The sequence below is a fragment of the Rhodococcus sp. NPDC060090 genome, assembly GCF_042729855.1.
Classification (GTDB): Bacteria; Actinomycetota; Actinomycetes; order Mycobacteriales; family Mycobacteriaceae; genus Rhodococcus.
Map to the genome: position 1 here is coordinate 169,697 of NZ_JBHWXB010000014.1, position 24,587 is coordinate 194,283.

At 65.5% G+C, this 24,587-nt stretch carries 23 protein-coding genes and 1 pseudogene; 19 read left to right on the forward strand and 5 right to left on the reverse strand.

Annotated elements, in window-relative coordinates:
• Positions 1 to 36: 36 nt before the first annotated feature.
• The 9 genes from ACFWCF_RS19870 to ACFWCF_RS19910 all read left to right on the forward strand — a co-directional run bounded on the left by ACFWCF_RS19870 (position 37) and on the right by ACFWCF_RS19910 (position 11,404).
• A complete protein-coding gene (locus ACFWCF_RS19870) occupies positions 37 to 1,272 on the forward strand; it encodes a nitrate/nitrite transporter (protein ID WP_378564920.1) in 1,236 nt (411 codons plus the stop codon).
• The gene (locus tag ACFWCF_RS19875; protein WP_378564922.1) at positions 1,269 to 4,967 is read left to right on the forward strand and encodes a nitrate reductase subunit alpha; all 3,699 of its coding nucleotides are present in this window, start codon (positions 1,269 to 1,271) and stop codon (positions 4,965 to 4,967) included. The genes ACFWCF_RS19870 and ACFWCF_RS19875 overlap by 4 nt, the downstream gene beginning before the upstream one ends.
• Positions 4,967 to 6,640, forward strand: coding sequence for a nitrate reductase subunit beta (gene narH, locus ACFWCF_RS19880; RefSeq protein WP_378564925.1), 1,674 nt, complete (start codon positions 4,967 to 4,969; stop codon positions 6,638 to 6,640). Before ACFWCF_RS19875 ends, narH begins: the two co-directional genes overlap by 1 nt.
• Positions 6,637 to 7,329, forward strand: a complete 693-nt coding sequence (narJ, locus tag ACFWCF_RS19885) for a nitrate reductase molybdenum cofactor assembly chaperone (RefSeq protein WP_378564928.1) — start codon at positions 6,637 to 6,639, stop codon at positions 7,327 to 7,329. The genes narH and narJ overlap by 4 nt, the downstream gene beginning before the upstream one ends.
• Positions 7,326 to 8,057 (forward strand): respiratory nitrate reductase subunit gamma, encoded by a 732-nt coding sequence (gene narI / locus ACFWCF_RS19890; RefSeq protein WP_378491682.1) that lies wholly within the window; start codon positions 7,326 to 7,328, stop codon positions 8,055 to 8,057. The genes narJ and narI overlap by 4 nt, the downstream gene beginning before the upstream one ends.
• 175 nt (positions 8,058 to 8,232) lie before the next feature.
• On the forward strand, positions 8,233 to 9,567 hold the full coding sequence (locus tag ACFWCF_RS19895; protein ID WP_378564931.1) for a M16 family metallopeptidase: 1,335 nt from the start codon (positions 8,233 to 8,235) through the stop codon (positions 9,565 to 9,567).
• Between the two features lie 83 nt (positions 9,568 to 9,650).
• Positions 9,651 to 10,409, forward strand: a complete 759-nt coding sequence (gene dapB, locus ACFWCF_RS19900; protein WP_378564934.1) for a 4-hydroxy-tetrahydrodipicolinate reductase — start codon at positions 9,651 to 9,653, stop codon at positions 10,407 to 10,409.
• Complete coding sequence (locus ACFWCF_RS19905; RefSeq protein WP_378491685.1) at positions 10,406 to 10,897, forward strand: hypothetical protein; 492 nt, start codon at positions 10,406 to 10,408, stop codon at positions 10,895 to 10,897. The genes dapB and ACFWCF_RS19905 overlap by 4 nt, the downstream gene beginning before the upstream one ends.
• A 39-nt stretch (positions 10,898 to 10,936) precedes the next feature.
• Positions 10,937 to 11,404, forward strand: a complete 468-nt coding sequence (locus ACFWCF_RS19910; RefSeq protein WP_378564937.1) for a flavodoxin family protein — start codon at positions 10,937 to 10,939, stop codon at positions 11,402 to 11,404.
• 27 nt (positions 11,405 to 11,431) lie between these two features.
• Here the strand turns inward: ACFWCF_RS19910 and ACFWCF_RS19915 are convergent, their stop codons facing one another.
• A complete protein-coding gene (locus tag ACFWCF_RS19915) occupies positions 11,432 to 11,875 on the reverse strand; it encodes an SRPBCC family protein (protein WP_378564940.1) in 444 nt (147 codons plus the stop codon).
• Positions 11,876 to 11,963: 88 nt separating this feature from the next.
• Complete coding sequence (locus tag ACFWCF_RS19920) at positions 11,964 to 12,563, reverse strand: toxin-antitoxin system HicB family antitoxin (protein ID WP_378564943.1); 600 nt, start codon at positions 12,561 to 12,563, stop codon at positions 11,964 to 11,966.
• Between the two features lie 125 nt (positions 12,564 to 12,688).
• On the opposite strand from ACFWCF_RS19920, the gene thyX reads away from it, so the two are divergent.
• The 4 genes from thyX (at position 12,689) to ACFWCF_RS19940 (ending at position 16,911) form a co-directional block, all read left to right on the forward strand.
• Positions 12,689 to 13,444, forward strand: coding sequence for an FAD-dependent thymidylate synthase (gene thyX, locus ACFWCF_RS19925; RefSeq protein WP_378564946.1), 756 nt, complete (start codon positions 12,689 to 12,691; stop codon positions 13,442 to 13,444).
• Between the two features lie 71 nt (positions 13,445 to 13,515).
• A complete protein-coding gene (gene dapA, locus ACFWCF_RS19930) occupies positions 13,516 to 14,421 on the forward strand; it encodes a 4-hydroxy-tetrahydrodipicolinate synthase (protein ID WP_378491690.1) in 906 nt (301 codons plus the stop codon).
• On the forward strand, positions 14,421 to 16,232 hold the full coding sequence (locus ACFWCF_RS19935) for a ribonuclease J (RefSeq protein ID WP_378564949.1): 1,812 nt from the start codon (positions 14,421 to 14,423) through the stop codon (positions 16,230 to 16,232). The genes dapA and ACFWCF_RS19935 overlap by 1 nt, the downstream gene beginning before the upstream one ends.
• A gap of 55 nt (positions 16,233 to 16,287) precedes the next feature.
• Entirely contained in the window at positions 16,288 to 16,911 is a 624-nt protein-coding gene (locus ACFWCF_RS19940) for a TIGR03085 family metal-binding protein (protein WP_378564952.1), read from the forward strand.
• 103 nt (positions 16,912 to 17,014) lie between these two features.
• On the opposite strand, the gene ACFWCF_RS19945 is transcribed toward ACFWCF_RS19940, so the two are convergent.
• Positions 17,015 to 17,287: a hypothetical protein gene (locus ACFWCF_RS19945; RefSeq protein WP_378564955.1), complete on the reverse strand. Its 273-nt coding sequence runs from the start codon at positions 17,285 to 17,287 to the stop codon at positions 17,015 to 17,017.
• A gap of 112 nt (positions 17,288 to 17,399) precedes the next feature.
• Between ACFWCF_RS19945 and ACFWCF_RS19950 the strand changes: the two genes are divergently transcribed.
• Both ACFWCF_RS19950 and ACFWCF_RS19955 read left to right on the forward strand, forming a co-directional pair.
• On the forward strand, positions 17,400 to 19,832 hold the full coding sequence (locus tag ACFWCF_RS19950) for a DNA translocase FtsK (RefSeq protein WP_378564958.1): 2,433 nt from the start codon (positions 17,400 to 17,402) through the stop codon (positions 19,830 to 19,832).
• A gap of 260 nt (positions 19,833 to 20,092) precedes the next feature.
• Positions 20,093 to 21,103: a TerC family protein gene (locus tag ACFWCF_RS19955; protein ID WP_378564961.1), complete on the forward strand. Its 1,011-nt coding sequence runs from the start codon at positions 20,093 to 20,095 to the stop codon at positions 21,101 to 21,103.
• Here ACFWCF_RS19955 and ACFWCF_RS19960 read toward each other — a convergent pair.
• Together ACFWCF_RS19960 and ACFWCF_RS19965 are read right to left on the reverse strand one after the other, a co-directional pair.
• The gene (locus ACFWCF_RS19960; protein ID WP_378564964.1) at positions 21,093 to 21,377 is read right to left on the reverse strand and encodes a YciI family protein; all 285 of its coding nucleotides are present in this window, start codon (positions 21,375 to 21,377) and stop codon (positions 21,093 to 21,095) included. The two genes, ACFWCF_RS19955 and ACFWCF_RS19960, sit on opposite strands and share 11 nt — an antisense overlap.
• An 89-nt stretch (positions 21,378 to 21,466) precedes the next feature.
• Positions 21,467 to 21,994 carry an amino-acid N-acetyltransferase gene (locus ACFWCF_RS19965; protein WP_378564967.1) on the reverse strand — a complete coding sequence of 176 codons (528 nt, stop codon included), beginning with the start codon at positions 21,992 to 21,994 and terminating at the stop codon, positions 21,467 to 21,469.
• Positions 21,995 to 22,036: 42 nt separating this feature from the next.
• On the opposite strand from ACFWCF_RS19965, the gene pgsA reads away from it, so the two are divergent.
• The 4 genes and pseudogenes from pgsA (at position 22,037) to ACFWCF_RS19985 (ending at position 24,511) form a co-directional block, all read left to right on the forward strand.
• Positions 22,037 to 22,705: a CDP-diacylglycerol--glycerol-3-phosphate 3-phosphatidyltransferase gene (pgsA, locus tag ACFWCF_RS19970; RefSeq protein ID WP_378564970.1), complete on the forward strand. Its 669-nt coding sequence runs from the start codon at positions 22,037 to 22,039 to the stop codon at positions 22,703 to 22,705.
• Between the two features lie 18 nt (positions 22,706 to 22,723).
• Positions 22,724 to 22,936: pseudogene (locus tag ACFWCF_RS19975) on the forward strand (CinA family protein); the annotation flags it as partial.
• 119 nt (positions 22,937 to 23,055) lie between these two features.
• Complete coding sequence (locus ACFWCF_RS19980; RefSeq protein ID WP_378564973.1) at positions 23,056 to 23,490, forward strand: helix-turn-helix domain-containing protein; 435 nt, start codon at positions 23,056 to 23,058, stop codon at positions 23,488 to 23,490.
• 208 nt (positions 23,491 to 23,698) lie between these two features.
• Complete coding sequence (locus ACFWCF_RS19985) at positions 23,699 to 24,511, forward strand: PspA/IM30 family protein (RefSeq protein WP_378564976.1); 813 nt, start codon at positions 23,699 to 23,701, stop codon at positions 24,509 to 24,511.
• The last annotated feature ends 76 nt before the right edge of the window (positions 24,512 to 24,587 follow it).

Genomic DNA, 24,587 nt, shown 5'->3' on the forward strand with positions numbered 1-24,587 from the left:
GCGCGCGAATTCTCCCCGGGGTGGTTACCTGAGGGGGTGAACACGGTTGCAGCGGCTGGCGTCGGGGCACGACCTGGGTTCAACCTGGCGTTGGCCACCTGGGTATCCGCCATAAATTTCTGGGCCTGGAACATGATCGGCCCACTATCGACCACATATGCAGGCGACATGTCGCTCAGCAGTAGTGAGGCGTCGATGCTCGTCGCGACGCCGATCCTCGTGGGTTCACTCGGCAGAATTGCCGTCGGCCCTCTCACCGACCGGTACGGCGGTCGGTTCATGTTCATCCTCGTCACCGTCGCCTCGATCATTCCGGTGCTCGCGGTCGGCTTCGCAGGTGAGGCGGGATCGTATCCGTTGCTCCTGGTGTTCGGCTTCTTCCTCGGCATCGCAGGCACGATCTTCGCTGTCGGAATCCCGTTCGCGAACGGCTGGTACGACCAGTCCCGTCGAGGTTTCGCCACCGGCGTGTTCGGCGCGGGGATGGTCGGCACCGCTCTGTCCGCGTTCTTCACCCCGCGTTTCGTCGGCTGGTTCGGGACGATCGCCACCCACGCGATCATCGCGGTAGCGCTCGCGCTCACGGCTGTGCTGTGTGCAGTCGCGATGAAGAACTCGCCGACGTTCACCCCGAACACCGACAAGGTCACCCCGAAACTGCTCGCAGCCTGCAAGCTCCGAGTCACATGGGAGATGTCGTTCCTCTACGCCATCGTGTTCGGCGGGTTCGTGGCGTTCAGCAACTACCTGCCCACCTACATCAAGACGATCTACGACTTCTCGGCCGTCGACGCGGGAACACGAACGGCCGGATTCGCGGTCGCCGCGGTCATTGCACGCCCCATCGGCGGCGCACTCTCCGACCGGATCCCACCGAAATACGTTGTGCTGGCCTCGCTCGCCGGCACCGCTGTCACGGCGTTCCTCGCCACCCTCAAACCGCCGCCCGACGTCCTGTCGGCCACCGACTTCATTGCGATGGCGATCTTCCTGGGCATCGGCACCGGTGGCGTCTTCGCGTGGGTCGCGCGGCGCGCGCCTGCGAATTCGGTCGGTAGCGTCACCGGAATCGTTGCTGCTGCAGGCGGTTTGGGCGGATACTTCCCGCCTCTGGTGATGGGCGCGACCTACGACCCGGTCGACAACGACTACACGGTGGGCCTGCTGTTGCTCGTCGTGACAGCGCTGATCGCATTGGCCTACACCGCACTGAAACTGAAGACACGTGAACCGGCGACCGATACGCCACAGCCGCAGGAGGAACCGAAGTGACCACAGAGAAGACCGGTACGGGCGGAACCCTCGAAGAACTCCTGGTCCGCAGCGGTCGATTTTTCACTCCCGGGCAAGGATCCGACGACGGTCGGACCGTCACACGCCAGGGCGGCCGCGAAGGCGATGTGTTCTACCGCGACCGCTGGAGCCACGACAAGGTGGTTCGCTCCACACACGGTGTCAACTGCACAGGGTCGTGCTCGTGGAAGATCTATGTCAAGGACGGGATCATCACCTGGGAGACGCAGGAGACCGACTACCCGTCGGTCGGTCCCGATCGACCCGAATACGAACCACGAGGATGCCCCCGAGGTGCCGCGTTCTCGTGGTACACCTACTCGCCGACCCGGGTGCGGTATCCGTATGCGCGCGGTGTGCTCGTCGAGATGTACCGCGAGGCGCGGCAACGCCTCGGCGACCCGGTCCTCGCCTGGGCCGACATCCAGAACGATCCCGAGCGACGAGCTCGCTACCAGCGGGCCCGCGGCAAGGGCGGCCTGGTTCGCGTGACGTGGGCCGAGGCCACCGAGATGATCGCGGCCGCACATGTGCACACGATCAAGGAGTACGGCCCCGACCGCGTCTCGGGATTCTCACCGATCCCGGCGATGTCGATGGTGTCGTTCGCGGCAGGTTCACGTTTCATCGAATTGCTCGGCGGCGTCATGACGTCGTTCTACGACTGGTACGCAGACCTGCCCGTCGCGTCCCCCCAGGTGTTCGGCGACCAGACGGACGTGCCCGAGTCCGGTGACTGGTGGGACGCCGCGTACCTGCTGATGTGGGGCTCGAACGTGCCCGTCACCCGGACACCCGATGCCCACTGGATGGCGGAGGTTCGCTACCGCGGCACGAAGGTCGTCTCGATCAGCCCCGACTACGCCGACAACACCAAGTTCGCCGACGAATGGATGCCGTGCGCCGCAGGCACCGACGGCGCACTCGCGATGTCGATGGGCCACGTGCTGCTCAACGAGTTCTACGTACAGCGGCGGGTCCCGTTCTTCGTCGACTACGTACGGCAGTACACGGATCTGCCGTTCCTGGTGAAGCTCGAAGACCGCGACGGCATGCTCGTGCCGGGTAAGAACCTCACTGCGGCCGACCTCGGCGAGGATGTCGAGAACGCCGCTTTCAAGCCGGTCCTGCTCGACGGCGCCACCGACACCGTCGTCGCGCCGAACGGTTCGCTCGGACACCGGTACGGCGACGACGGCGTAGGAAAATGGAATCTGGACCTCGGCGACCTGGTACCGACCCTGACCGTTGCGCCGGGAGGCGGAGCAGCGGGTGAGACCGCGACGGTGCATCTGCCGAGCTTCGATTCGATCGACGGCCACGGCGAGAGCATCGAACGCGGTGTCCCCGTGCGCCGCGTCGGTGCACACCTGGTGTGTACGGTGTTCGACCTCATGCTCGCCCAATACGGCGTGAACCGCCCTGAACTGGGTCTGCCGGGGCAGTGGCCCACGGGATACGACGACGCCGACTCGCCCTACACGCCGGCGTGGCAGGAATCGATCACCGGAGTGTCTGCGGGTCAAGCGATTCGGATCGCGAAGGAACTCGCTCGCAACGCCGAGGAATCGGGCGGCCGCTCGATGATCATCATGGGCGCGGGTATCTGCCAGTGGTTCCACGGCGACGCCACCTATCGCGCAGTGCTGGCGTTGCTGTTGCTCACCGGATCGATGGGCCGGAACGGCGGTGGCTGGGCGCATTACGTAGGCCAGGAGAAGTGCCGTCCCGTCACCGGGTGGGCAGCGATGGCGATGGGCACCGACTGGAGTCGGCCGCCGCGACAGATGGCCGGGACGTCGTACTGGTATGTGCACACCGATCAGTGGAGATACGACGGCTATCGCGCCGACGCCTTGTCCAGCCCGTTGGGGCGCGGCCGCTTCCGCGACAAGCACACGATGGATGTGATGGCCTCCGCTGTCGCGATGGGATGGACCCCGTTCTATCCGCAGTTCGACCGGAACAATCTCGATGTCGCCGATGATGCACGTGCCGCAGGCAAGGAGATTCCGTCCTATGTCGCGGAGCAACTGGCGAGCGGCGATCTGAAACTCGCGGTGACCGATCCCGACAACCCGAAGAATTGGCCACGCGTACTGAGCGTGTGGCGCTCGAACCTGCTCGGCTCCTCCAGCAAGGGCAACGAGTACTTCCTGCAACACCTGCTCGGCACCGACTCGAACCTGCAGGACGAGACCACCACCGACGGGCTGCGGCCGAACGAGGTGACGTGGACCGACACCGTGCCGGAAGGCAAACTCGACATGCTGATGTCGATCGATTTCCGCATGACGTCCACCACGCTGTTCTCGGATATCGTGCTGCCCGCCGCCACGTGGTACGAAAAGGGCGACCTGTCGAGCACCGACATGCATCCCTACATCCACGCCTTCAGTCCCGCGATCGACCCGCCCTGGGAAACCCGTTCGGACTACGAAGCATTCGGTGCGATCGCGAAGGCCTTCAGTGCCCAGGCACGCACGCACCTGGGCACCCGCACCGACGTCGTGATGGGCACGCTCCAGCACGACACCCCCGGCGCAATGGCGTTCCCCTCGGGTACCGAGAACGACTGGCGCAAGACCGGTGAGGTACCGATCCCGGGAAAGACGATGGGGCCGATCGCGGTCGTCGAACGCGACTACACCGCCATCGCCGACAAGTGGTCGACGCTCGGACCACTCGTGGACAAGCTCGGGCTGACCACCAAGGGCGTGACCACACATCCCACCGAGGAGGTCGCCGAACTCGCCGCGAAATTCGGTGTGATGAACACCGGTGCCGGTGCGGGCCGCCCCGCGATCACCACTGCCGAGCGGATGGCCGACGTGATCCTGTCGCTGTCGGGAACCTCCAACGGCCGGTTGGCCGTCGAAGGATTCCGCGAACTCGAGAAGCGTACCGGCAGGCGCCTCGTCCACCTGGCCGAGGGCAGCGAAGAGCGCCGGATCACCTACGCCGATACCCAGGCCAGACCGGTCCCTGTGATCACCAGCCCCGAATGGTCCGGCAGCGAGACCGGTGGCAGACGTTACGCCCCGTTCACGGTGAACATCGAGGAGCTCAAACCGTTCCACACCCTCACCGGCCGCATGCACTTCTATCTCGACCACGACTGGATCGAAGAGGTCGGGGAGCAGCTGCCCACCTACCGGCCGCCGCTGGACATGTCGAGACTCTTCGGCGAATCTGCAATCGGAACGACCGACGGAATCGGCCTGACCGTGCGCTATCTGACGCCCCACTCCAAGTGGTCGATCCACTCCGAGTATCAGGACAACCTGTTCATGCTGTCGTTGTCGCGTGGCGGCCCGACCATGTGGATGAGTCCGGCCGACGCGGCGAAGATCTCGGTCCGGGACAACGATTGGATCGAGGCGGTCAACCGTAACGGTGTGGTGGTGTGCCGCGCGATCGTCTCGCACCGCATGCCCGAAGGAGTCGTGTACGTCTATCACGCGCAGGAACGCACCATCGACGTACCGCTGACCGAAACCACCGGCAAGCGAGGCGGTATCCACAACTCGATCACGAGAATCCTGATCAAACCGACGCACATGGCGGGCGGGTACGCACAGACGTCGTACGCCTTCAACTATCTCGGGCCCACCGGAAACCAGCGTGACGAAGTGACGGTGGTCCGCCGCCGCAGCCAGGAGGTGACGTACTGATGAAGGTCATGGCGCAGATGGCGATGGTGATGAACCTCGACAAGTGCATCGGATGCCACACATGTTCAGTGACCTGCAAGCAGGCCTGGACCAATCGCTCGGGTACCGAGTACGTGTGGTTCAACAACGTCGAAACCAGACCGGGACAAGGGTATCCGCGCAGGTATGAGGACCAGGAGAAGTGGCAGGGCGGCTGGGTCCGCGACAAGAAGGGCCGGCTACGTCTGCGTGACGGCGGGCGCATCCACAAGCTCACCCGCATCTTCTCCAATCCGAAGATGCCGTCGATCAACGACTACTACGAGCCGTGGACCTACGACTACGAGAACCTCACCACCGCGCCGCTCGGCAACAACATCCCGGTCGCGCCGCCCCGCAGTCTCATCAGCGGCGAACCGATGAAAGTGGAGTGGTCGGCGAACTGGGACGACGACCTCGGCGGTTCCCCCGAGATCCTGCCGGAGGACCCGATCCTGCAGAAGATCAACGAGGAGGTCAAACTCCAACTCGAAGAGACCTTCATGTTCTACCTGCCGCGGATCTGTGAACACTGCCTGAATCCGTCGTGCGTGGCATCGTGCCCGTCGGGCGCCATCTACAAGCGCAGCGAGGACGGCATCGTGCTCGTCGACCAGGATCGCTGCCGGGGCTGGCGGATGTGCGTGTCGGGTTGCCCCTACAAGAAGGTGTACTTCAACCACAAGACGGGCAAGGCCGAGAAATGCACGTTCTGCTATCCGCGGATCGAGGTCGGATTGCCGACGGTGTGTGCGGAGACCTGCGTCGGCCGGCTCCGGTACATCGGGCTGGTGCTCTACGACGTCGACAAAGTTCTCGACGCCGCGTCCGTCGAGAACGACAAGGATCTGTACGAAGCGCAGCGGCAGCTCATCCTCGACCCGAACGATCCGGAAGTCATGGCAGGTGCACGGGCCGAAGGGATTTCCGACGACTGGATCACCGCAGCCCAGCGCTCGCCGATCTACGCGCTGATCAACAAGTACAAGGTGGCGTTGCCGCTGCATCCGGAATACCGGACCATGCCGATGGTCTGGTACATCCCACCGTTGTCGCCGGTCGTCGACGCCGTCAGCCGTGACGGCCACGACGGGGAAGAAATCGGAAATCTGTTCGGGGCACTCGAGTCGCTCCGGATCCCGATCCAGTATCTCGCGGAACTGTTCACCGCGGGTGACACCGACGTGGTCGAGGGAGTGCTGCACCGGCTCGCGGCGATGCGCTCGTACATGCGCGACGTCAACCTCGGGCGGGACACCCAGCCGCACATCCCACAGGCGGTGGGCATGACCGAGGAAGAGATCTACGAGATGTACCGGCTGCTGGCGCTCGCCAAGTACGACGAGCGTTATGTCATTCCGACCGCGTACGCGACCGACGGCCACAAGCTGGAGGAGACGGCAACCGACTGCGCGTTGTCGTTCGACGGTGGACCCGGCATGTACGAATCGGGTCCGTTCGGCGAGTCCAGCGGCGGGCCGGTGCCGGTTGCCGTCGAGACGTTCCACGCGCTCGAACAGCGGCAGACCTCTGAGGGAATGGCCGCGAACGCGAGCAATCCGTCGCGGGTGAATCTGCTCAACTGGGATGGCAAAGGCGTACCCGCAGGCATATTCCCGCAACACCACCGAGACGATGCCGAGGATGATCGATGAAGCTGCTTCGCCGCTCGACACGACGCGACCTCGCGGCGGTCCGGTTGCAGCACCGCGCAATCCGCCAGGCGGCGTCGCTGTTGCTCGCCTATCCCGACGAGCGGACCCCGGGGCGGCTCGTCACCGTCGATGCTCTGCTCGAGCACGTCACCGGATCCGAACACGACGCACTCGCGCGCACCGCGCTGTACCTCCGCACGACCGAGCCCCTCGTCGCGGCACGCGAGTACGTCGAGACCTTCGACATGCGCCGACGCTCGACGATGTACCTGACCTACTGGACAGGCGGCGACACACGTAATCGGGGCACCGAGATCCATGCGTTCGCACGTGCCTACCGCGATGCGGGAGTCGAGCCACCCGACGGGGAGGCGCCCGACCACCTGCCCGTCGTGCTCGAATTCGCGGCGACCGTCGATCCGGAGGTGGGGGAGAAGTTGCTCGCGGCGCACCGGGCGCCCCTGGACGTGCTGCACACCGCGCTCGTCGAACACGCCTCGCCCTATGCCGACACTGTGACCGCGGTGTGCGCCACACTTCCGCCGGTCACCGACCAGGAGTTGCAGCGAGCCCGGCATCTGGCAGAGGCGGGACCGCCCGCCGAGGCGATCGGACTGCAGCCCTTCACCCTCACCGTGCCGCCGCGCAGCGACGGCAGTTCCGCTCGAGAAGGAGGTCGGCCGGCATGAACGCAGGCGTGATCTACTGGGACATCGTGCCGTACGTGACCCTCGCCGTACTGATCGTCGGTATCTGGTGGAGGTACCGGTACGACAAATTCGGGTGGACGACCCGCTCGTCGCAGCTGTACGAGAGCCGGTTGCTGCGGATCGGCAGTCCGCTGTTCCACTTCGGCATGCTCGTGGTGATTCTCGGACATGTCATCGGTCTGGTGATCCCGGAGTCCTGGACGGAAGCCGTCGGCATCAGCGAACACATGTATCACTGGGGCGCGGCGGTTCCTGGCATCATTGCGGGTGTCGCGACGCTGGTCGGCGTGGGTCTGCTGGTCTACCGCCGGCGCACCAGGGGGCCCGTGTTCAGCGCGACCACTGTCAACGACAAAGTCATGTATGTCGTGTTGGTCGCCGCGATCGTCGCCGGGCTCGCCACCACGGTGATCGGCGCGTTCGAGGCCAACGAAGCGCACAACTACCGCGAGACGGTGTCACCGTGGTTCCGGTCGATCTGGATCCTGCAACCTCGGGGCGACCTGATGGCCGAGGCGACGCTCTCGTTCCACATCCACGTGACGGTCGCGCTGGTGCTGTTCGCGATCTGGCCGTTCACACGCCTCGTCCACGCCTTCAGCGCGCCGTTCGCGTACCTGTTCCGCCCATACATCGTGTACCGCGGTCGCGACGAAGCCACAAAGGGACAGCTCGTCGGATCGCAGCCCCGACGTCGAGGTTGGTGACGGGAACGCAGCAGGGGTTGCTGACGAGAACGCAGCAGTGGTTGCTGACGAGAACGCAGCAGTGGTTGCTGAAGAGAACACAATGGTGGTCGCGTGTAGTGTGTGATGTTCCGTGCCTTGAACACAGCTCTCACCACACGCGATTCACCGACAGCGCAGGACCGTAGAACAGCCCATGGCAACACGCTTCGATTCTCTCTCACTCGACACCCCGGCGGGAGTCGCGGACACCGGCGTACGGCGCACCGTGCTGCCCGGTGGCGTACGTGTCGTCACCGAACACGTGCCGGGCGTGCGATCGGCAGCAGTAGGTGTGTGGGTAGGTGTCGGTTCCCGCGACGAGCAACCCTCGGTCGCGGGTGCCGCCCACTTTCTCGAGCATCTGCTTTTCAAGGCGACGCCCACCCGTTCTGCGCTGGACATCGCCGAACTCGTCGACGGGGTCGGCGGTGAGCTCAACGCCTTCACCAGCAAAGAGCACACCTGCTTCTACGCTCATGTGCTCGACGACGATCTGCCGATCGCCGTCGACGTCGTCGCCGACGTGGTGTTGCGCGGGCAGTGCCGGAGCACCGACGTCGACGTCGAGCGTCAGGTGGTGCTCGAAGAGATCGCCATCCGCGACGACGACCCCGAGGACCTGCTCGGCGACGCCCTGCTGACCGCGCTCTACGGTGATCACCCGGTCGGCCGTCCGATCATCGGCTCCACGGAATCGATCGAATCGATGACGCGCACTCAGCTGCACTCGTTCCATATGCGCCGGTACACACCGCAGAGGATGGTGGTGGCCGTGGCGGGAAACGTCGATCACGCGCACACTGTCGAACTCGTCCGCCGAGCGTTTGCCGGGCACCTCGACGAATCCGCACACGCGGCACCTCGACGCGAAGGGACGCTGCGGCTGCGCGCCGCGCCCACCCTGAGCATCACCGATCAGGACAACGAGCAGGCGCACTTCAGTCTCGGTGTCCGCGCGTTCGGCAGGCACGATCCGCGGCGTTGGGCGCTGTCGGTTCTCAACACTGCGATCGGCGGCGGCCTGAGTTCGAGGCTGTTCCAGGAAGTGCGCGAGAAGCGCGGACTCGCATATTCCGTCTACTCGGGCGTCGACACGTTCGCCGACACAGGGGCGTTCTCGACCTATGTCGGATGTCAGCCCGAGAACCTCGGCGACGTCGCCTCGGTGGTGCGTGAAGTTCTCGCCGATGTTGCCGAGCACGGCATCACCGACGCGGAGTGTGCGCGTGCCAAAGGATCGCTGCGCGGCGGACTCGTTCTCGGACTCGAGGACACCGGTGCCCGTATGCACCGGATCGGCCGCAGTGAACTGAGTTACGGGCAGCACTGGGGGATCACGGAGACACTCGAACGTATTGCCACCGTCACCACCGAACAGGTGCGTGAAGTGGCCGCCGAATTGCTTCACCGTCCCTACGCTGCGGCGGTGGTCGGTCCGTACCGGCGCGCACGCGACCTCCCCGCATCGGTGCGGGGGATCGTGGCCTGAGGCCGCGCCTGCTCCCGCCCGTCTGATGATCACGCCTGTTGCGTAGGCTTTCCCGAGTACGGCGACGGGAAGGACGTGGATCGGTGGCGGACAAGACAGCTCTTCGGGTAGGGGTTCTCGGAGCGAAGGGCAAGGTGGGTCAGGCCATCTGCGCCGCGGTGGACACGGCCGCCGACCTCGAACTGGTCGCGGCCGTCGACAAGGATGACAGCCTCGACGCTTTGGTCACGTCGGGAGCCCAGGTCGTCGTCGACTTCACCCACCCCGACGTGGTGATGGACAATCTGCAGTTCCTGATCGAAAACGGGATCCATGCCGTTGTCGGCACCACAGGGTTCGACGACGCGCGCCTCGACCAGGTGCGGGACCTGCTCGCCGCGAAGCCCGCCGTCGGTGTGCTCATCGCACCCAACTTCGCGATCGGCGCGGTGCTGTCGATGCGCTTCGCGCAGGCCGCCGCGCGCTTCTTCGATTCCGTCGAGGTCATCGAGCTGCACCACCCGAACAAGGCCGACGCGCCGTCCGGCACGGCGTACCGGACCGCTCGATTGATCGCAGAGGCCCGCGACGCGGCCGGAGTGGGTCGCAGCCCCGACGCCACCACCACCGAACTCGACGGCGCGCGCGGTGCAGATGTGGACGGCGTGCGGGTGCATTCGGTGCGGGTGGCCGGTTTGGTCGCGCACCAGGAAGTGTTGTTCGGCACGCAGGGCGAGACTCTCACGATCCGGCACGACTCGATCGATCGGTCGTCGTTCGCTCCCGGTGTGCTCCTCGGCGTCCGCGAGATCGGCTCCCGCCCCGGATTGACCGTGGGCATCGACCCCCTGCTCGACCTGTGAGTGCGCAGGCCTCGGCGGGTCGCGATGTCGCGAAGGTGGTCATCGCGATCGCCTTCATCGTCGCGGCGCTCGCGTTCTACTTCGTGAGGTTGGGACACACCGGGATCTCGCTGATCACGAGCGGCGAAGCAGTGTCGATCGTGTTCGGTGTGGGGGTGTTCCTGCTCCCGGTGGTGGGCGTGTGGATCGTGTACGCGACCCTCCGTGCGGGGCTGGACCATCAGCGACTGTCTCGCCGAATCCATGACGAGGGCCTCGACCTCGACGTGAGCGATCTTCCGCGGAGGGCGTCGGGACGCATCGAACGTGACGCCGCGGATGAACTGTTCCACTCGGTGAAAGCCGAGTGGGAGGCCGACCCCGACAACTGGCGCAACTCGTATCGACTCGCCCGCGCCTACGATTTCGCCGGCGACCGCAGTCGGGCGCGCGAGACGATGAAACGCGCCGTGGCCCTGGAGAAGTCCGAGCGCGACAGCGAGACGTAGCCGCTCGTCGCAGCGTGTGGAAATGCGTAGTCTGCGGGGATGACCGAAGACAACGCCCGCACTCTGCTCGTGGTCCATCACACTCCGTCGCCGTTCATGCAGGCGATGTTCGAAGCTGTGCTGGCGGGCGCCACCGATCCCGAGATCGAGGGTGTGAAGGTGGTCCGCCGGCCGGCGCTCACGGTCTCGCCGACCGACATGCTCGAGGCGGACGGTTATCTGCTCGGGACACCGGCCAACCTCGGATACATGAGCGGCGCGCTCAAGCACGCGTTCGATGTCTGCTACTACCCGTGCCTCGATTCGACGCGCGGACGGCCCTACGGGTTGTACCTCCACGGAAACGAAGGCACCGAGGGCGCCGAGCGTGCCGTCGGCACCATCACGACCGGGCTCGGATGGGTCAAGACCGCCGACTACGTCGTCGTGTCGGGTAAACCGAGCAAGAGCGATCTCGAGGCCTGCTGGGAACTCGGCGCGACTGTTGCGGCCCAGTTGATGGGCTGACCCGGTGATGTGCCGACCCGGAACGGCCTACGCGACGAAGTTCTTCTCCACGAACTTCGTCAGGCCCTTGCCCGCGGTGTCGATGGCGGTCTTCTCCGCGCGGCGCACCAGAAATCCGGGCACCGGGATCTTCGGATCGATGGCGAGGCTGAAATCGACCCTGGTTCCCTTGCCTGACGCGGTGAGCGTGTACGAGCCGTCCTGCACGTTCTGCTGAGCGCTCTCGACGAGGGTCCACGACATCGATTCGTCGCCGTTCCACGTGTAGTCGACGACCTGCTCGTCGGTGATCCCGATGATCGACACAGTCATGCGCACACGGTGGGGGCGGCCGTCGGGGTGAGTGCTCTCGACCGTCACCGACTTGTGGGTCGACGACCATTCGGGAAGGCGATCGACCGCGGCGATACCCGCCATCACCTGCTCCGGTGTCGCGTCGATCTCGAAGCTCTTGGTGCTGCTGACGGCCATGGTTTCTCCACCTCTCGAGTCCGCGTCTTCGCGGACTGCGCCTTCACGTGCGACGGAAATCTACCGCACGGATCCGCGTGGGGAGCGGTCAGTCGGTGTGGCGCTCGTCGGCGCCGCCGGTGGCGTCGTTCCCGGTGGCATCACCGGCCTCGGTGTCGGCGGGCGTGTCGGTTTCGGTGTCGGTTCGGGCCCCGGGCGCGGGAGTCGTGGTGGTCGGCTTGGTGGTGGGCCAGCGCCATTCGTCGGCGCGACGCTGATAGCGCATCTGCTCGCGCAACGCTCCCTGCACTGCTTGCCCGACCCAGGAATTGAGCGACACCCCATTCTGTGCGGCGGCCTCCTCTGCGCGGGTCTTGATCTGCTCGACCAGTCGGAGTGTGACGCGACTGATGTCGCCGGTCATCTCCTCGAAGGTCGGCGGCGGAGTGGCCTCGGCCTCGGGTGCCGGGCCGTCGTGTACCTCGACGATGGCATCGGCTCCGTCGAGACGGACGGTGATCCTACGGTCTCCCAACTGCTCGGAGACGTCGGCGGCCAGGTCGGACAGGGCGCTCAACACGGCGAGTCGAGCGGGAGCAGCGATGGCGGTGGCGAGGGCCGCGGCGGTGCGCCGAGTCTGTTCGTCGCCCAGTTCTGCCGCGCTTCTCACGGAGTCGGCGATGGCGTCGGTGTAAGCATTGATGTTCATGACGTCAGTGTGACGCCGTACGTGATGTCAGTCAACCGTCATCCAGATGTCATCCAGGTGTTCCGCGCGACTGCGCGTTAGGGTCGAGCAGAATTACCGTGCGGAAACGTGGAGGGGAGACGAGCATGGCGCCGGAACCGATCGGACTGCAGGTCAGGCTCATCGCCAAGACGGAATTCCTCCCTCCGGAGGGTGTGCCTTGGGAAACCGATGCCGACGGCGGTGAAGCCCTCGTCGAGTTCGCCGGTCGCGCGTGCTATCAGAGCTGGGCGAAGCCGAACCCTCGCACCGCAACCAACAGTGGATACCTCACACACCTCCTCGCCGTGGGACACGATTCGGTGCTCGAGCACGCGACCGTCACTTTCTACATCACGGGTATCTCCCGCTCGTGCACGCACGAACTGATCCGCCATCGACACTTCTCCTTCTCGCAACTGTCGCAACGGTTCGTCCCGGGAGGGGACGCTCCCGTCGTGATTCCTCCGGCCATCGAAGGCGACGCAGGCCTCGAGACGCTGTTCTTCCGCGCTGCCGAACGTAGCCGCGACGCGTACGTCGAGCTCCTCGACGCGCTCGACGAGAAGATGTCGCATCTCCCGCCGGGGCCCCTCCGGGCCAAGCAGGTCCGTGAAGCCGCACGAGCGGTCCTGCCGAACGCCACCGAGACCCGCATCGTGGTGACCGGAAACTACCGATCGTGGCGGCACTTCATCGCGATGCGCGCCACCGAGCATGCCGATGTCGAGATCAGGAGACTCGCCGTGGAATGTCTGCGGCAGCTCACCGAAGCGGCGCCGAACGCCTTCTGCGACTTCACGATCAGCGCACTCGCCGACGGCACCGAAGTTGCCTCGGGAGGCTTTCAGATCGACGGCTGACAGCACTGCCGGTGCGGGTCGTGCGCGAGCCGTGTTCCGGGTGGCAGCGTCCACGCGGTAGCCTTCTGACCATGACCAACGGTGATTCCGCAACTGCTGTCGAGCTTCCGTTCGGCACCATCGCAACGGCGATGGTGACCCCGTTCACTGCCGAGGGCAAGCTCGATGTCGATGCGGGTGTGCGACTGGCGAACTATCTGGTCGAGGGCGGCTGCGACGCACTGGTTCTCGCAGGTACTACCGGCGAATCGCCCACCACCACCGAGAACGAGAAACTTGAACTGATGCGTGCCGTGCTCGCCGCAGTCGGCGACCGCGCGAAGATCATCGCAGGCGCCGGAAGCAACGACACCGCTCACAGTGCCGAACTCGCGCGCGACGCTGCTCGTGCCGGCGCCCACGGCCTGCTCGTGGTCACCCCCTATTACTCGCGCCCGCCGCAGGCCGGCCTGTACGCGCACTTCGTCGCCGTCGCCGACGCCACCGACCTTCCGGTCATGATCTACGACATTCCACCGCGTTCCGTAGTCCCGGTCGAGACGGAGACTCTGAGACTGCTGGCGGAACATCCACGCATCGTGGCAGTCAAGGACGCCAAAGGTGACCTCAATGCCGGCGCGGAGTTGATCGGTACCACCGACCTGAAGTTCTATTCGGGCGACGACCCACTGAATCTGCCATGGCTCTCGGTCGGCGCGGTGGGCTTCGTCAGCGTCATCGGACACCTGGTACCCGGACGACTACGCGAACTGCACACCGCTTTCACCGCCGGCGACCTCGAACTCGCCCGGAAGATCAATCTGTCGTTGATTCCCATCTACCGCGCCGTCGCGCGGCTCGGTGGGGTGAGCGCGTCCAAGGCCGGACTGCGCCTGATGGGCATCGATGTCGGTGAGCCACGCCTGCCGCAGGTTGCGCCGGTGACCGCCCAGATCGATGCGCTGGCCGCAGATCTGCATGCAGCGGGGGTGCTGTGATGAGTCGTCCCAACCGTGGCCGTGGTCGCGCGACCCGCAACGCCGGACCGCCGACGTCCAAGCCCACTCGGCGCGTCCCCCAGAACCCCGCCGCAACGAAACGCCCGGGCCCCCGGCCCACCACAGACCCGACCGCGCGCCTCGGCACTCCGCCGAAGGCACCGAAGACCGGGCTGCGGGTCGTCGCGCTCGGCGGCATCGGTGAAATCGGTCGCAACATGACGGTGTTCGAGCACCAGGGCCGCTTGCTCATCGTGGACTGCGGTGTCCTCTTCCCCGAGGACCAGCAGCCAGGCGTCGACCTCATCCTCCCCGACTTCCGGTACATCGAAGACCGCATGGACGACATCGAAGCGGTCGTTCTCACCCACGGTCACGAAGACCACATCGGCGCACTGCCGTTCCTGCTGCGACTGCGGCCGGACATCCCGGTCATCGGTTCGAAGTTCACCCTCGCGCTCGTCTCCGCGAAGTGCCGCGAGCACCGGTTGCGCCCGAACCTCACCGAGGTCATCGAGGGGGAGCGGACCACCCACGGCCCGTTCGAGTGCGAGTACTTCGCTGTCAACCACTCGATCCCGGATGCGCTCGCGGTCGCGATCCACACCGAAGCCGGTGTCGTGCTGCACACCGGCGACATCAAGCTCGACCAGCTGCCGCTCGACAACCGGCTCACCGACCTTGCGGGATTCTCCCGTCTCGGAGATGAGGGCGTCGACCTGTTCCTCGTCGACTCCACCAACGCGGAGGTTCCCGGGTTCGTGACCCCGGAACGCGAGATCGGCGGCGTGCTCGACAACGTCATCGGCAAAGCGAAGAACCGCGTCATCGTCGCGTCGTTCGCGAGCCACGTGCACCGAATCCAGCAGGTCGTCGACGTCGCACACCGCTACAACCGTCGCGTCGCGTTCGTCGGCCGTTCCATGGTCCGCAACATGCAGATCGCGCAGGACCTCGGTTACCTCACTGTGCCGGACGGCCTCGAGGTCAACATCGACACCGCGGCATCGCTGCCCGATGATCGGCTCGTGCTGGTATCGACGGGTTCGCAGGGTGAACCGTTGTCGGCGCTGTCGCGTATGGCACGCGGCGAACACCGCCAGATCAACGTCAAGGAAAACGACCTCGTGGTGCTGGCGTCGTCGCTGATCCCGGGCAATGAGAACTCAGTGTTCGCGGTCGTCAACGGGCTCTCCAAGCGCGGTGCCACCGTCGTCACGCAGCAGAACGCGAAGGTGCACGTCTCCGGCCACGCGTCGGCCGGTGAACTGCTGTACCTGTACAACGCAGTCCGGCCGACCAACGCGATGCCGGTACACGGCGAGTGGCGCCACCTCCGTGCCAACGCGGCGCTCGCGGAAGCCACCGGTGTGCCGAAGGAACGGATCGTGCTCGCGGAAGACGGCGTCGTCGTCGACATGGTCGACGGCCTCGCCGAGATCGTCGGCCGGGTGCCGGTCGGACACGTGTACGTCGACGGGCTTTCCGTCGGCGATGTGGGCGAGTCCACCTTGTCGGACCGGTTGATCCTCGGTGAAGGCGGCTTCATCTCGATCTCTGTCGCTGTCGACGCGGCAACCGGTCGTGCGGTGAGCGCACCGGAGGTGTCGGGGCGCGGCTTCTCCGACGACCCGACCGCACTGACGGAGGCGGCCGAGCTCGTCGACAAGACGCTCAACCAACTCGCTGCGGAGGGCATCACCGAGACACACCGCATCGCGCAGAGCATTCGGCGTGTCGTCGGTCGATGGGTCGCCGACACGTACAGGCGTCGGCCGATGATCGTGCCCACGGTTATCGAGATCTCCTGAGACACACGCCGGATCGGTCGATGCCGTCGCGCGAGATGCTCGTTAGAGTGGCCGAATGAGCCTTGCTCGACGCGAACGGCACGCATTGGTCCGCACAATGTCGGAGGTCGGCCCGGAGGCCCCGACGCTCTGCGGCGATTGGACGACCCGCGATCTCGCAGCACATCTGCTGGTGCGCGAGCGTCGCATCGACGCGATGCCCGGAATCATGATCTCGGCGCTGGCCGGCCACACCGAGAAGGTCCGGCGCGCGGTGACCGACAAACAGTGGGCGCACCTGCTCGCCGACATCGATTCCGGGCCTCCGAAGTGGTCACCCCTGTACCTCGTCGATTCGGTCGCGAACGCAACCGAGATGTTCGTGCACCACGAGGACGTGCGACGAGGCGCATCCGGGTGGGAACCGCGGCGGTTGTCCGCGGAAGACCAGGATCTGCTCTGGAAGTACGCCCGGACCATCGGTCGCACCAGCTACGGCGGCAGCGACATCACCGTGCACTTCGAACGCCCGGGCGGCGACCGGGTCACCGTCCGCGCGCGGGGGCCGCGGGCCGTCGTGCTGCGCGGGGAACCGTCCGAACTGCTCCTCCACGCATTCGGACGCGACGAGGTTCGCCTCGAGCAGGACGGGAGCGAAGCGGATATCGCCGAGCTCGCATCGTCCCGCAGGGGACTCTGACCTGCGCGTGCCGGGTGCTCCTTGCCGGACTGCGGTCCGGTGTTGTGATCAGTGCCGCCGCGTGCTTCCCGTGTTGCTGATGGTTCGTGAGTGGTGGGTGCGGCTACCCTGGCGGTATGGCAGGAAAGTCGGGTAGCCGCGCATCGTCCCCCGCGACCTCTCGGTCGCGGTCGGGGACGCGCACGTCCACCTCGTCGGGTCGGGCCAAGACCGCTGCCACCACATCGAGCTCGTCCGCAAAGACACCGTCCGCACGTTCCGCGAAGGCCTCGACCGCGAAGAAGTCGACTCCCAGGGCATCGACGGCGAAGACCTCGACCGCGAAGTCGCCCGCCAAGAGGAAGCCCCAGGCCTCCGGTTCGCGTGCCTCGGCCACGACTCGCCGAGCCCCAGCAGCGCGTGCGCGTCGCGGTCCGGCACCGCAACCGCGTCGAGGCTCGGGAGGACTGCTCACCGCGATCGGCAAGAGCGTCGGTGCCGGCTGGTTCATGATCGCTCGGGGTCTCGGCGCCACCACCCGGACGATGGGCCGCGCGACCGAGATCGAACACGGTCACCGGCGTGACGGCATCGCCCTCGGTCTCGTTGCATTCGCAGTGATTGTCGCCGGCTCGGTGTGGTTCGGTGTGGGCGGCCCCGTCGGCGAGTGGGTCGAAACCGGAGTGCGTGCCGTCACCGGTGGGGCAAGCGCGGTACTGCCTCTCGTCGCTCTCGGTATCGCGGTGGTGCTCATGCGGACCGAACCTTGGCCGGAGGCCCGGCCACGCTTGGTCCTCGGGTCGCTTCTCGTCGCGCTTCCCGCGCTGGGACTCTGGCACATCGCGTCCGGCTCGCCCACCGATGTCTCGGGGCGGTCGGAGGGTGCCGGGTTCGTCGGTGCTGCCGTCGGTGGTCCGATCACCGCGGGCCTGACGGTGTGGTTGTCGGTGCCGCTCATGTTGATCGCGATGGGATTCGGAATCCTGCTGATCACCGGCACCACGATCCGCGAACTACCCGAGCTCTTCCGCGACTACTTCGGCCTTCCCTACCGCGACGACGACGGATATGGGTACTACGACGAAGACGGCGAGTACCACCCCGAGCACGACGGCTACTCCGACCATCTCAACCCGTTGCTCTACGAGGACGACTCCGAGAAGCCGCGGTCCCGGCGTCGCCGCACCCCCAGCGAGAACTATCCGACCGACGAGTTCGACGGCGATGCACGCACCGAGGTGCTTCCGTTGTGGGACGAACCACAACCGGACGCTGCGCCGATGCCCGCACCCGAACCCGCACCCGAACCCGAACCGGAGGCACCGAAACCGAGGGCCCGTACCAAGCCGAAGGCCTCGGCCGCGGCGGCAGTGCCGACACCCGCCCCGCCGGAGCCCGATGCGGACGTCATGGAACAGCTGGTTCCGGACCGCGTCGTCGAAGGCGATTACACGTTGCCCTCCTTGAATCTGTTGATCGAGGGCGACCCGCCCAAGACCCGTTCGGCCGCGAACGATCAGATGATCGAGGCGATCACCGAGGTACTCGAGCAGTTCAAGATCGATGCAGCGGTCACCGGGTTCACCCGTGGCCCCACTGTCACGCGGTACGAGGTCGAACTCGGGCCGGGTGTGAAGGTCGAGAAGATCACCGCACTCGCCCGCAATATCGCGTACGCCGTCGCGACCGACAATGTCCGGTTGCTCGCACCGATTCCCGGAAAGTCCGCGGTCGGGATCGAGGTGCCCAACTCCGATCGCGAACTTGTGCGCCTGTCCGACGTGCTGGGGGCGGCCTCCACCCGCCGCGACCACCATCCGCTGGTCATCGGGCTCGGCAAGGACATCGAAGGCGACTTCGTCTCCGCGAACCTCGCGAAGATGCCGCACCTGCTGGTGGCCGGTTCCACCGGTTCCGGTAAGTCCAGCTTCGTCAACTCCATGCTGGTGTCGCTGTTGATCCGGGCGACACCCGACGAGGTGCGGATGATTCTCATCGACCCGAAGATGGTCGAGCTCACACCGTACGAGGGCATCCCGCACCTGATCACCCCGATCATCACCCAGCCGAAGAAGGCTGCGTCTGCTCTGGCGTGGCTCGTCGAGGAGATGGAGCAGCGCTACCAGGACATGCAGGCCAACAAGGTGAGGCATATCGACGACTTCAACACGAAGGTCAAGTCGGGTGAGATCACCGCACCACTGGGCAGCGAGCGTGTCTACCGTCCGTACCCGTACATTCTGGCCATCGTCGACGAGCTCGCGGATCTCATGATGACCGCACCGCGCGACGTGGAGGATGCGATCGTGCGGATCACCCAGAAAGCCCGTGCCGCCGGAATCCACCTCGTCCTGGCAACCCAGCGGCCCTCTGTCGACGTCGTGACCGGCCTGATCAAGACGAATGTGCCCTCACGACTCGCGTTCGCAACGAGCTCGCTGACCGACTCGCGGGTCATCCTCGACCAGCCCGGTGCCGAGAAGCTCATCGGTATGGGTGACGGGCTGTTCCTACCGATGGGCGCAGGCAAACCCGTCCGCATGCAGGGCGCCTTCATTACCGACGAGGAGATCTCGGCGGTCGTCGATTTCGCCAAGACCCAGGCCGAGCCCGAATACAACGAGGGCGTCACGGTGCCCAAGGCCGGGGAGAAGAAGGACGTCGATCCCGACATCGGCGACGATCTCGACGTGTTCCTGCAGGCGGTCGAGCTCGTCGTCACGAGCCAGTTCGGGTCGACCTCGATGCTGCAACGCAAGCTCCGCGTGGGCTTCGCCAAGGCCGGACGGCTGATGGATCTCATGGAGACCCGCGGCGTGGTAGGGCCGAGCGAAGGCAGCAAGGCCCGCGAAGTCCTCGTCAAGCCGGACGAGCTCGATGGCCTGCTCTATTCGATCCGGGGCGGTGGCGATCCCTCGGAACCGGATGGCAGTGACACCTGATGTCCGGACACGTGATGTTCGGACACGCCGTGACCGGGTGACGGGTGACGTGCCTTACGGCCGAGGTGTCGTCGTGAAGTCCCGCCGCGGTGCCTGTGGCACAATCGTGAGAGCTGTGGAGGGGAGTACCCCCTTATCCGCGGCAGTCTCGTCAACACGTTCGGCACCGTTGCCGTTCCGGGGCTGCCGGTCCGAGGCTCGGCCCCGGGCGGGAGAGACCTCCGGCAGGTACGCATACCTACCGGAAGGCCGAGGTGCATATGCACGTCACATTGACGACCTGGTTGATCACGATCGCGGTGATCATCGGGCTTTTCGTATTCGACTTCTTCGCGCACGTCCGTAAACCGCACGCGCCGACACTGCGCGAATCAGGTTTCTGGTCCGCAGTGTTCATTGCCATCGCGATCCTCTTCGGTGTGGTCGTGTTCTTGGTGTGGGGGCCGACGTACGGCGGTGAGTACTTCGCCGGCTACGTCACCGAGAAGGCCCTGTCGGTGGACAACCTCTTCGTCTTCGTCATCCTCATGGCGACCTTCGCGGTGCCACGCGAATTTCAGCAGAAGGTCCTCACGATCGGGATCGTGCTGGCATTGGTGATGCGCGGAATCTTCATTGCGGTCGGCGCTGCCGCCATCAACGCCTACAGCTGGGTGTTCTACCTGTTCGGTTTCTTCCTGATCTACACGGCTGTGAAGCTCATCCGCGACCACGGCAACGAAACCGAGAGCGTGTCGGAGAACAAGATGGTCGTTCTCGCCCGCAAGTTCCTGCCGGTCCACGACGAATACGACGGCGACAAGCTTGTCACCCGGATCAACGGCAAGAAGATGGTCACGCCCATGCTGCTCGCGCTCGTCGCGATCGGCTTCACCGACATCCTCTTCGCACTCGATTCGATTCCCGCGATCTACGGTCTCACCGAGGAGCCGTACCTGGTCTTCACCGCCAACGCGTTCGCCCTGATGGGCCTGCGGCAGCTGTTCTTCCTGATCGGTGGACTGCTTGAGCGTCTGGTGTTCTTGTCGTACGGTCTGTCGGTCATCCTTGCGTTCATCGGCGTCAAACTCGTGTTGCATGCGCTGCACGAGAACACGCTCTCCTGGATCAACGGCGGCGAACACGTAGCGGTCCCCGAGATCTCCACCGGGTTGTCGCTGATGGTGATCGTAGGGGTTCTCGTCATCACGACGGTCGCGAGCCTGATCAAGACCAGGAACGACGACAAGGATCAGGACGGCAAGACCGGGGAGAAGAACCTCAGTCGTTGAACACGCCCATCACCGGAGTCCAGCCGGTGATGCGGACAGCGTCGATCAGCGCCGACCGCGCGAACGGATCCTGCGCCATCAGATCGTGTGCGGCTGCTTCGTCGGCGACATCGATGAGGATCAGCGCGCCGGAACCGTCGACCCACGGCCCGGTCGCTCGCACCGTGCCTGCCTCGACCAGACCTCCGAGCCAGGCACGGTGCTCCGGACGGTGCTCGTCGCGAGCTGCGGCAGTCGCCCCGGAGTAGGTGTATTCGACGGCGAACAGGGCCATGGGTTCTCACTTCCGTGCGGGATCGACCGTTCGGTCCTCGTACATTTCGGTGGTCGTACATTTCGGTGGTGGTACATCTCGGGGTGTGCTCACAAAGCGAGCAGCATCCGGGTGTTGCCGAGGGTGTTGGGCTTGACATAGCTCAGATCCAGGAACTCTGCGACGCCGGTATCGTACGACCGGCACATCTCCGCGAAGACCTCGGAGGTCACCGGTGTTCCGTCGATCTCCGCGAACCCGTGGCGCGCGAAGAACGAGACCTCGAAGGTGAGGACGAAAAGCCGCTCGAGTTCGAGTTCGCGCGCGACCTCGATCAGGCGCGTGACGATGAGATGCCCAGTGCCGCGTCCTGTGACCTTCGGATCCACCGCCACGGTACGAATTTCGCCGAGATCCGACCACAGGACGTGCAGAGCGCCGCACCCGACCAGTTCGCCTGCGAGTTCGGCGACCCAGAACTCCTGCACGGCCTCGTACAGGGTCACGAGATTCTTCTCCAGGAGGATCTTCCCGGCGTAGATGTCGATCAATTGCTTGATCCCCGGCACGTCGGATGTTCTGGCGCGCCGCACGACAATCCGGTCGTTCGTGTCCTGTTCGTCGGCCGGTGAGGTCATGCGGTGAACAGTAGCGCGTGAATGTACCGATATTGTGGGCGCATGAGCACGCCCCGCCAGTCCGTTGCCGCATCGGGCGGGAGCGGCGCCGCACCGGGACCGAACGCTGGTTCTGCGCACGACCCGGTCCCACTGTGGAACATCGCCAATATCCTCACGGTGATGCGCATTGCGCTCGTTCCGGTGTTCCTGGTCTTTCTCTTCATCGGCGACGGACACGAGACCGTCTGGCGGCTGACCGCGGCCGGAGTCTTCGCGATTGCTGCGATCACCGACCGCATCGACGGTCAGCTGGCCCGGCGGCTCGGCCTGGTCACGGATTTCGGGAAGATGGCCGACCCGATCGCCGACAAGGCGCTCATCGGCGCCGCACTGGTGGGCCTGTCGCTGCTCGGCGAGTTGTCATGGTGGGTCACCGGCATCATCGCTGCGCGAGAGTTGGGTATCACGGCCCTGCGTTTCGCGGTGCTGCGGCACGCGGTGATCCCGGCCAGCCGCGGCGGCAAACTCAAGACGTTGGTGCAGACAGTCGCGATCGGTGTGTATCTGCTTCCGCTACCCGATGTCGTTGCACCGTTCGCCATGGCGTTGATCGTGCTGGCGGTCGTGCTCACGGTGGTCACGGGGATCGATTACGTGGTCCAGGCGGTGAGATTGCGCGCCGGCGTGCGTCGCGCCGAACAAGCACATCGGAACGGTGATTCCGCATGACGTTCAGAGGCGATCCCGGCGACGTGGGGTGTCGGTCTGACGGGTGTCGCGGGGCCCGACGCCCAGGACGGCCACCCTCCGGGAACCCTGTTTCTCGGGATCAGCGGGCCGTCCGGGGTGTCTGTCACCCGCCCGGAAGTCAGCGGCGATCGATGGCAGATCAGACTTGGAGCGGTCGATGCGGCCGTGTCGGGGCTACTCACGCGACTGGGCTCCCCGGCGGCGTTGTAATGTCTGTGCACCGCGGTATTCGAAGTCCGGAGGATGCCCGGGAACCTCGCGACCGTGTCGCGCGTTGTCGAGTTGTAGGCACGGTCGAGTTGTAGGCACGTCGGACGAAGGAGGATGCGATGGCGCTGTTGTTGCGTGAGGCACTCGGTGACAGCCTTCGGCGCACCCGTGTTTCGCAGAGCCGCACCCTGCGCGAAGTCTCCAGCAGCGCCCGGGTCAGCCTCGGCTACCTCTCGGAGGTCGAGCGAGGGCGGAAGGAAGCGTCGAGCGAACTGCTCGCCGCCATCTGCGACGCACTCGCCGTACCCCTGTCCGACGTGCTGTTCGACGTCAGTGAGTCGCTCGCCGAGCGGACTCTGCGGCGCACCGGCGCGGACGTGGTGATGCCGGGTGCGTACGCAGACCAGGGCTCGACCCACTCCGAGTCGGGTGTGGAGACGGTCGATGCTGCCCTGCTCGCCCAGGACCCGCTGCTTGCCCAGGAGTCGCTCATCACGCAGGAGACCCGCGTGGTGATTCCGGCACCGGCCGCGCGAGCGCTCGCCGCGGCCTAACATGGATCATGACCGTGTCGGCGTCGCCGGATACGGACGAAAGCGACACAGCGTGGGCCACCGTCCGGGGGGTGGCCCGAGTCGCCAGGTGGGATCGTCGGATCGGTCGAGTCGAAGGTGACCGGCACGGCGGACCGGAACCGGTGCGCGAGGGACGCACACCGGGTCGCGTTCGGCGCGGCGTACAGATGGAGGCGGGATCACACCCATGGCTAATCCGTTCGTCAAGGGTTGGAAGTACCTCATGGCGCTCTTCAACTCCAAGATCGATGAGAAGGCCGATCCGAAGGTCCAGATTCAGCAGGCGATCGAAGACGCACAGCGTCAGCACCAGGCCCTGTCGCAGCAGGCCGCATCCGTGATCGGCAATCAGCGTCAGCTGGAAATGAAGCTGAACCGTCAGCTGGACGAGGTCGAGAAGCTCAACGCTAGTGCCCGTCAGGCCGTGATGATGGCTGATCAGGCCGGCACCGCGGGCGACACGGAGAAGGCGATTCAGTACACGAACGCAGCTGAGGCGTTCGCTGCGCAGCTCGTCACGGCCGAGCAGTCGGTCGAAGATCTGAAGGTTCTGCACGATCAGTCGCTGCAGGCGGCAGCGCAGGCCAAGAAGGCCGTCGAGCAGAACGCCATGGCACTCCAGCAGAAGGTGGCCGAGCGCACCAAGCTGCTCAGCCAGCTCGAGCAGGCGAAGATGCAGGAGCGCGTGAGCGAATCGCTGCGATCCATGGATTCGACGCTGTCCGCGCCGGGGTCCACTCCGAGCTTGGACGCTGTGCGCGAGAAGATCGAGCGTCGCTACGCGACTGCGCTCGGTTCGGCCGAACTCGCTCAGAACTCCGTGCAGGGTCGCATGCTCGATGTGCAACAGGCCACGGTCCAGATGGCGGGTCACAGCCGTCTCGAACAGATCCGTGCCTCGATGAAGGGCGATGCTCTGCCCGGTGGCGCACCGGCGAATCCTGCCGTCAACACCGCCAAGGAGCCTCCGAACGCTGCAGGCTCCGCCGGTTCCCAGTAGTCGCTGACCCTCCATCGAAGCGGACACAGAACCATGAGCGCGCCCGGCAACGGCCGGACCGGAGTGACTCCCGGTC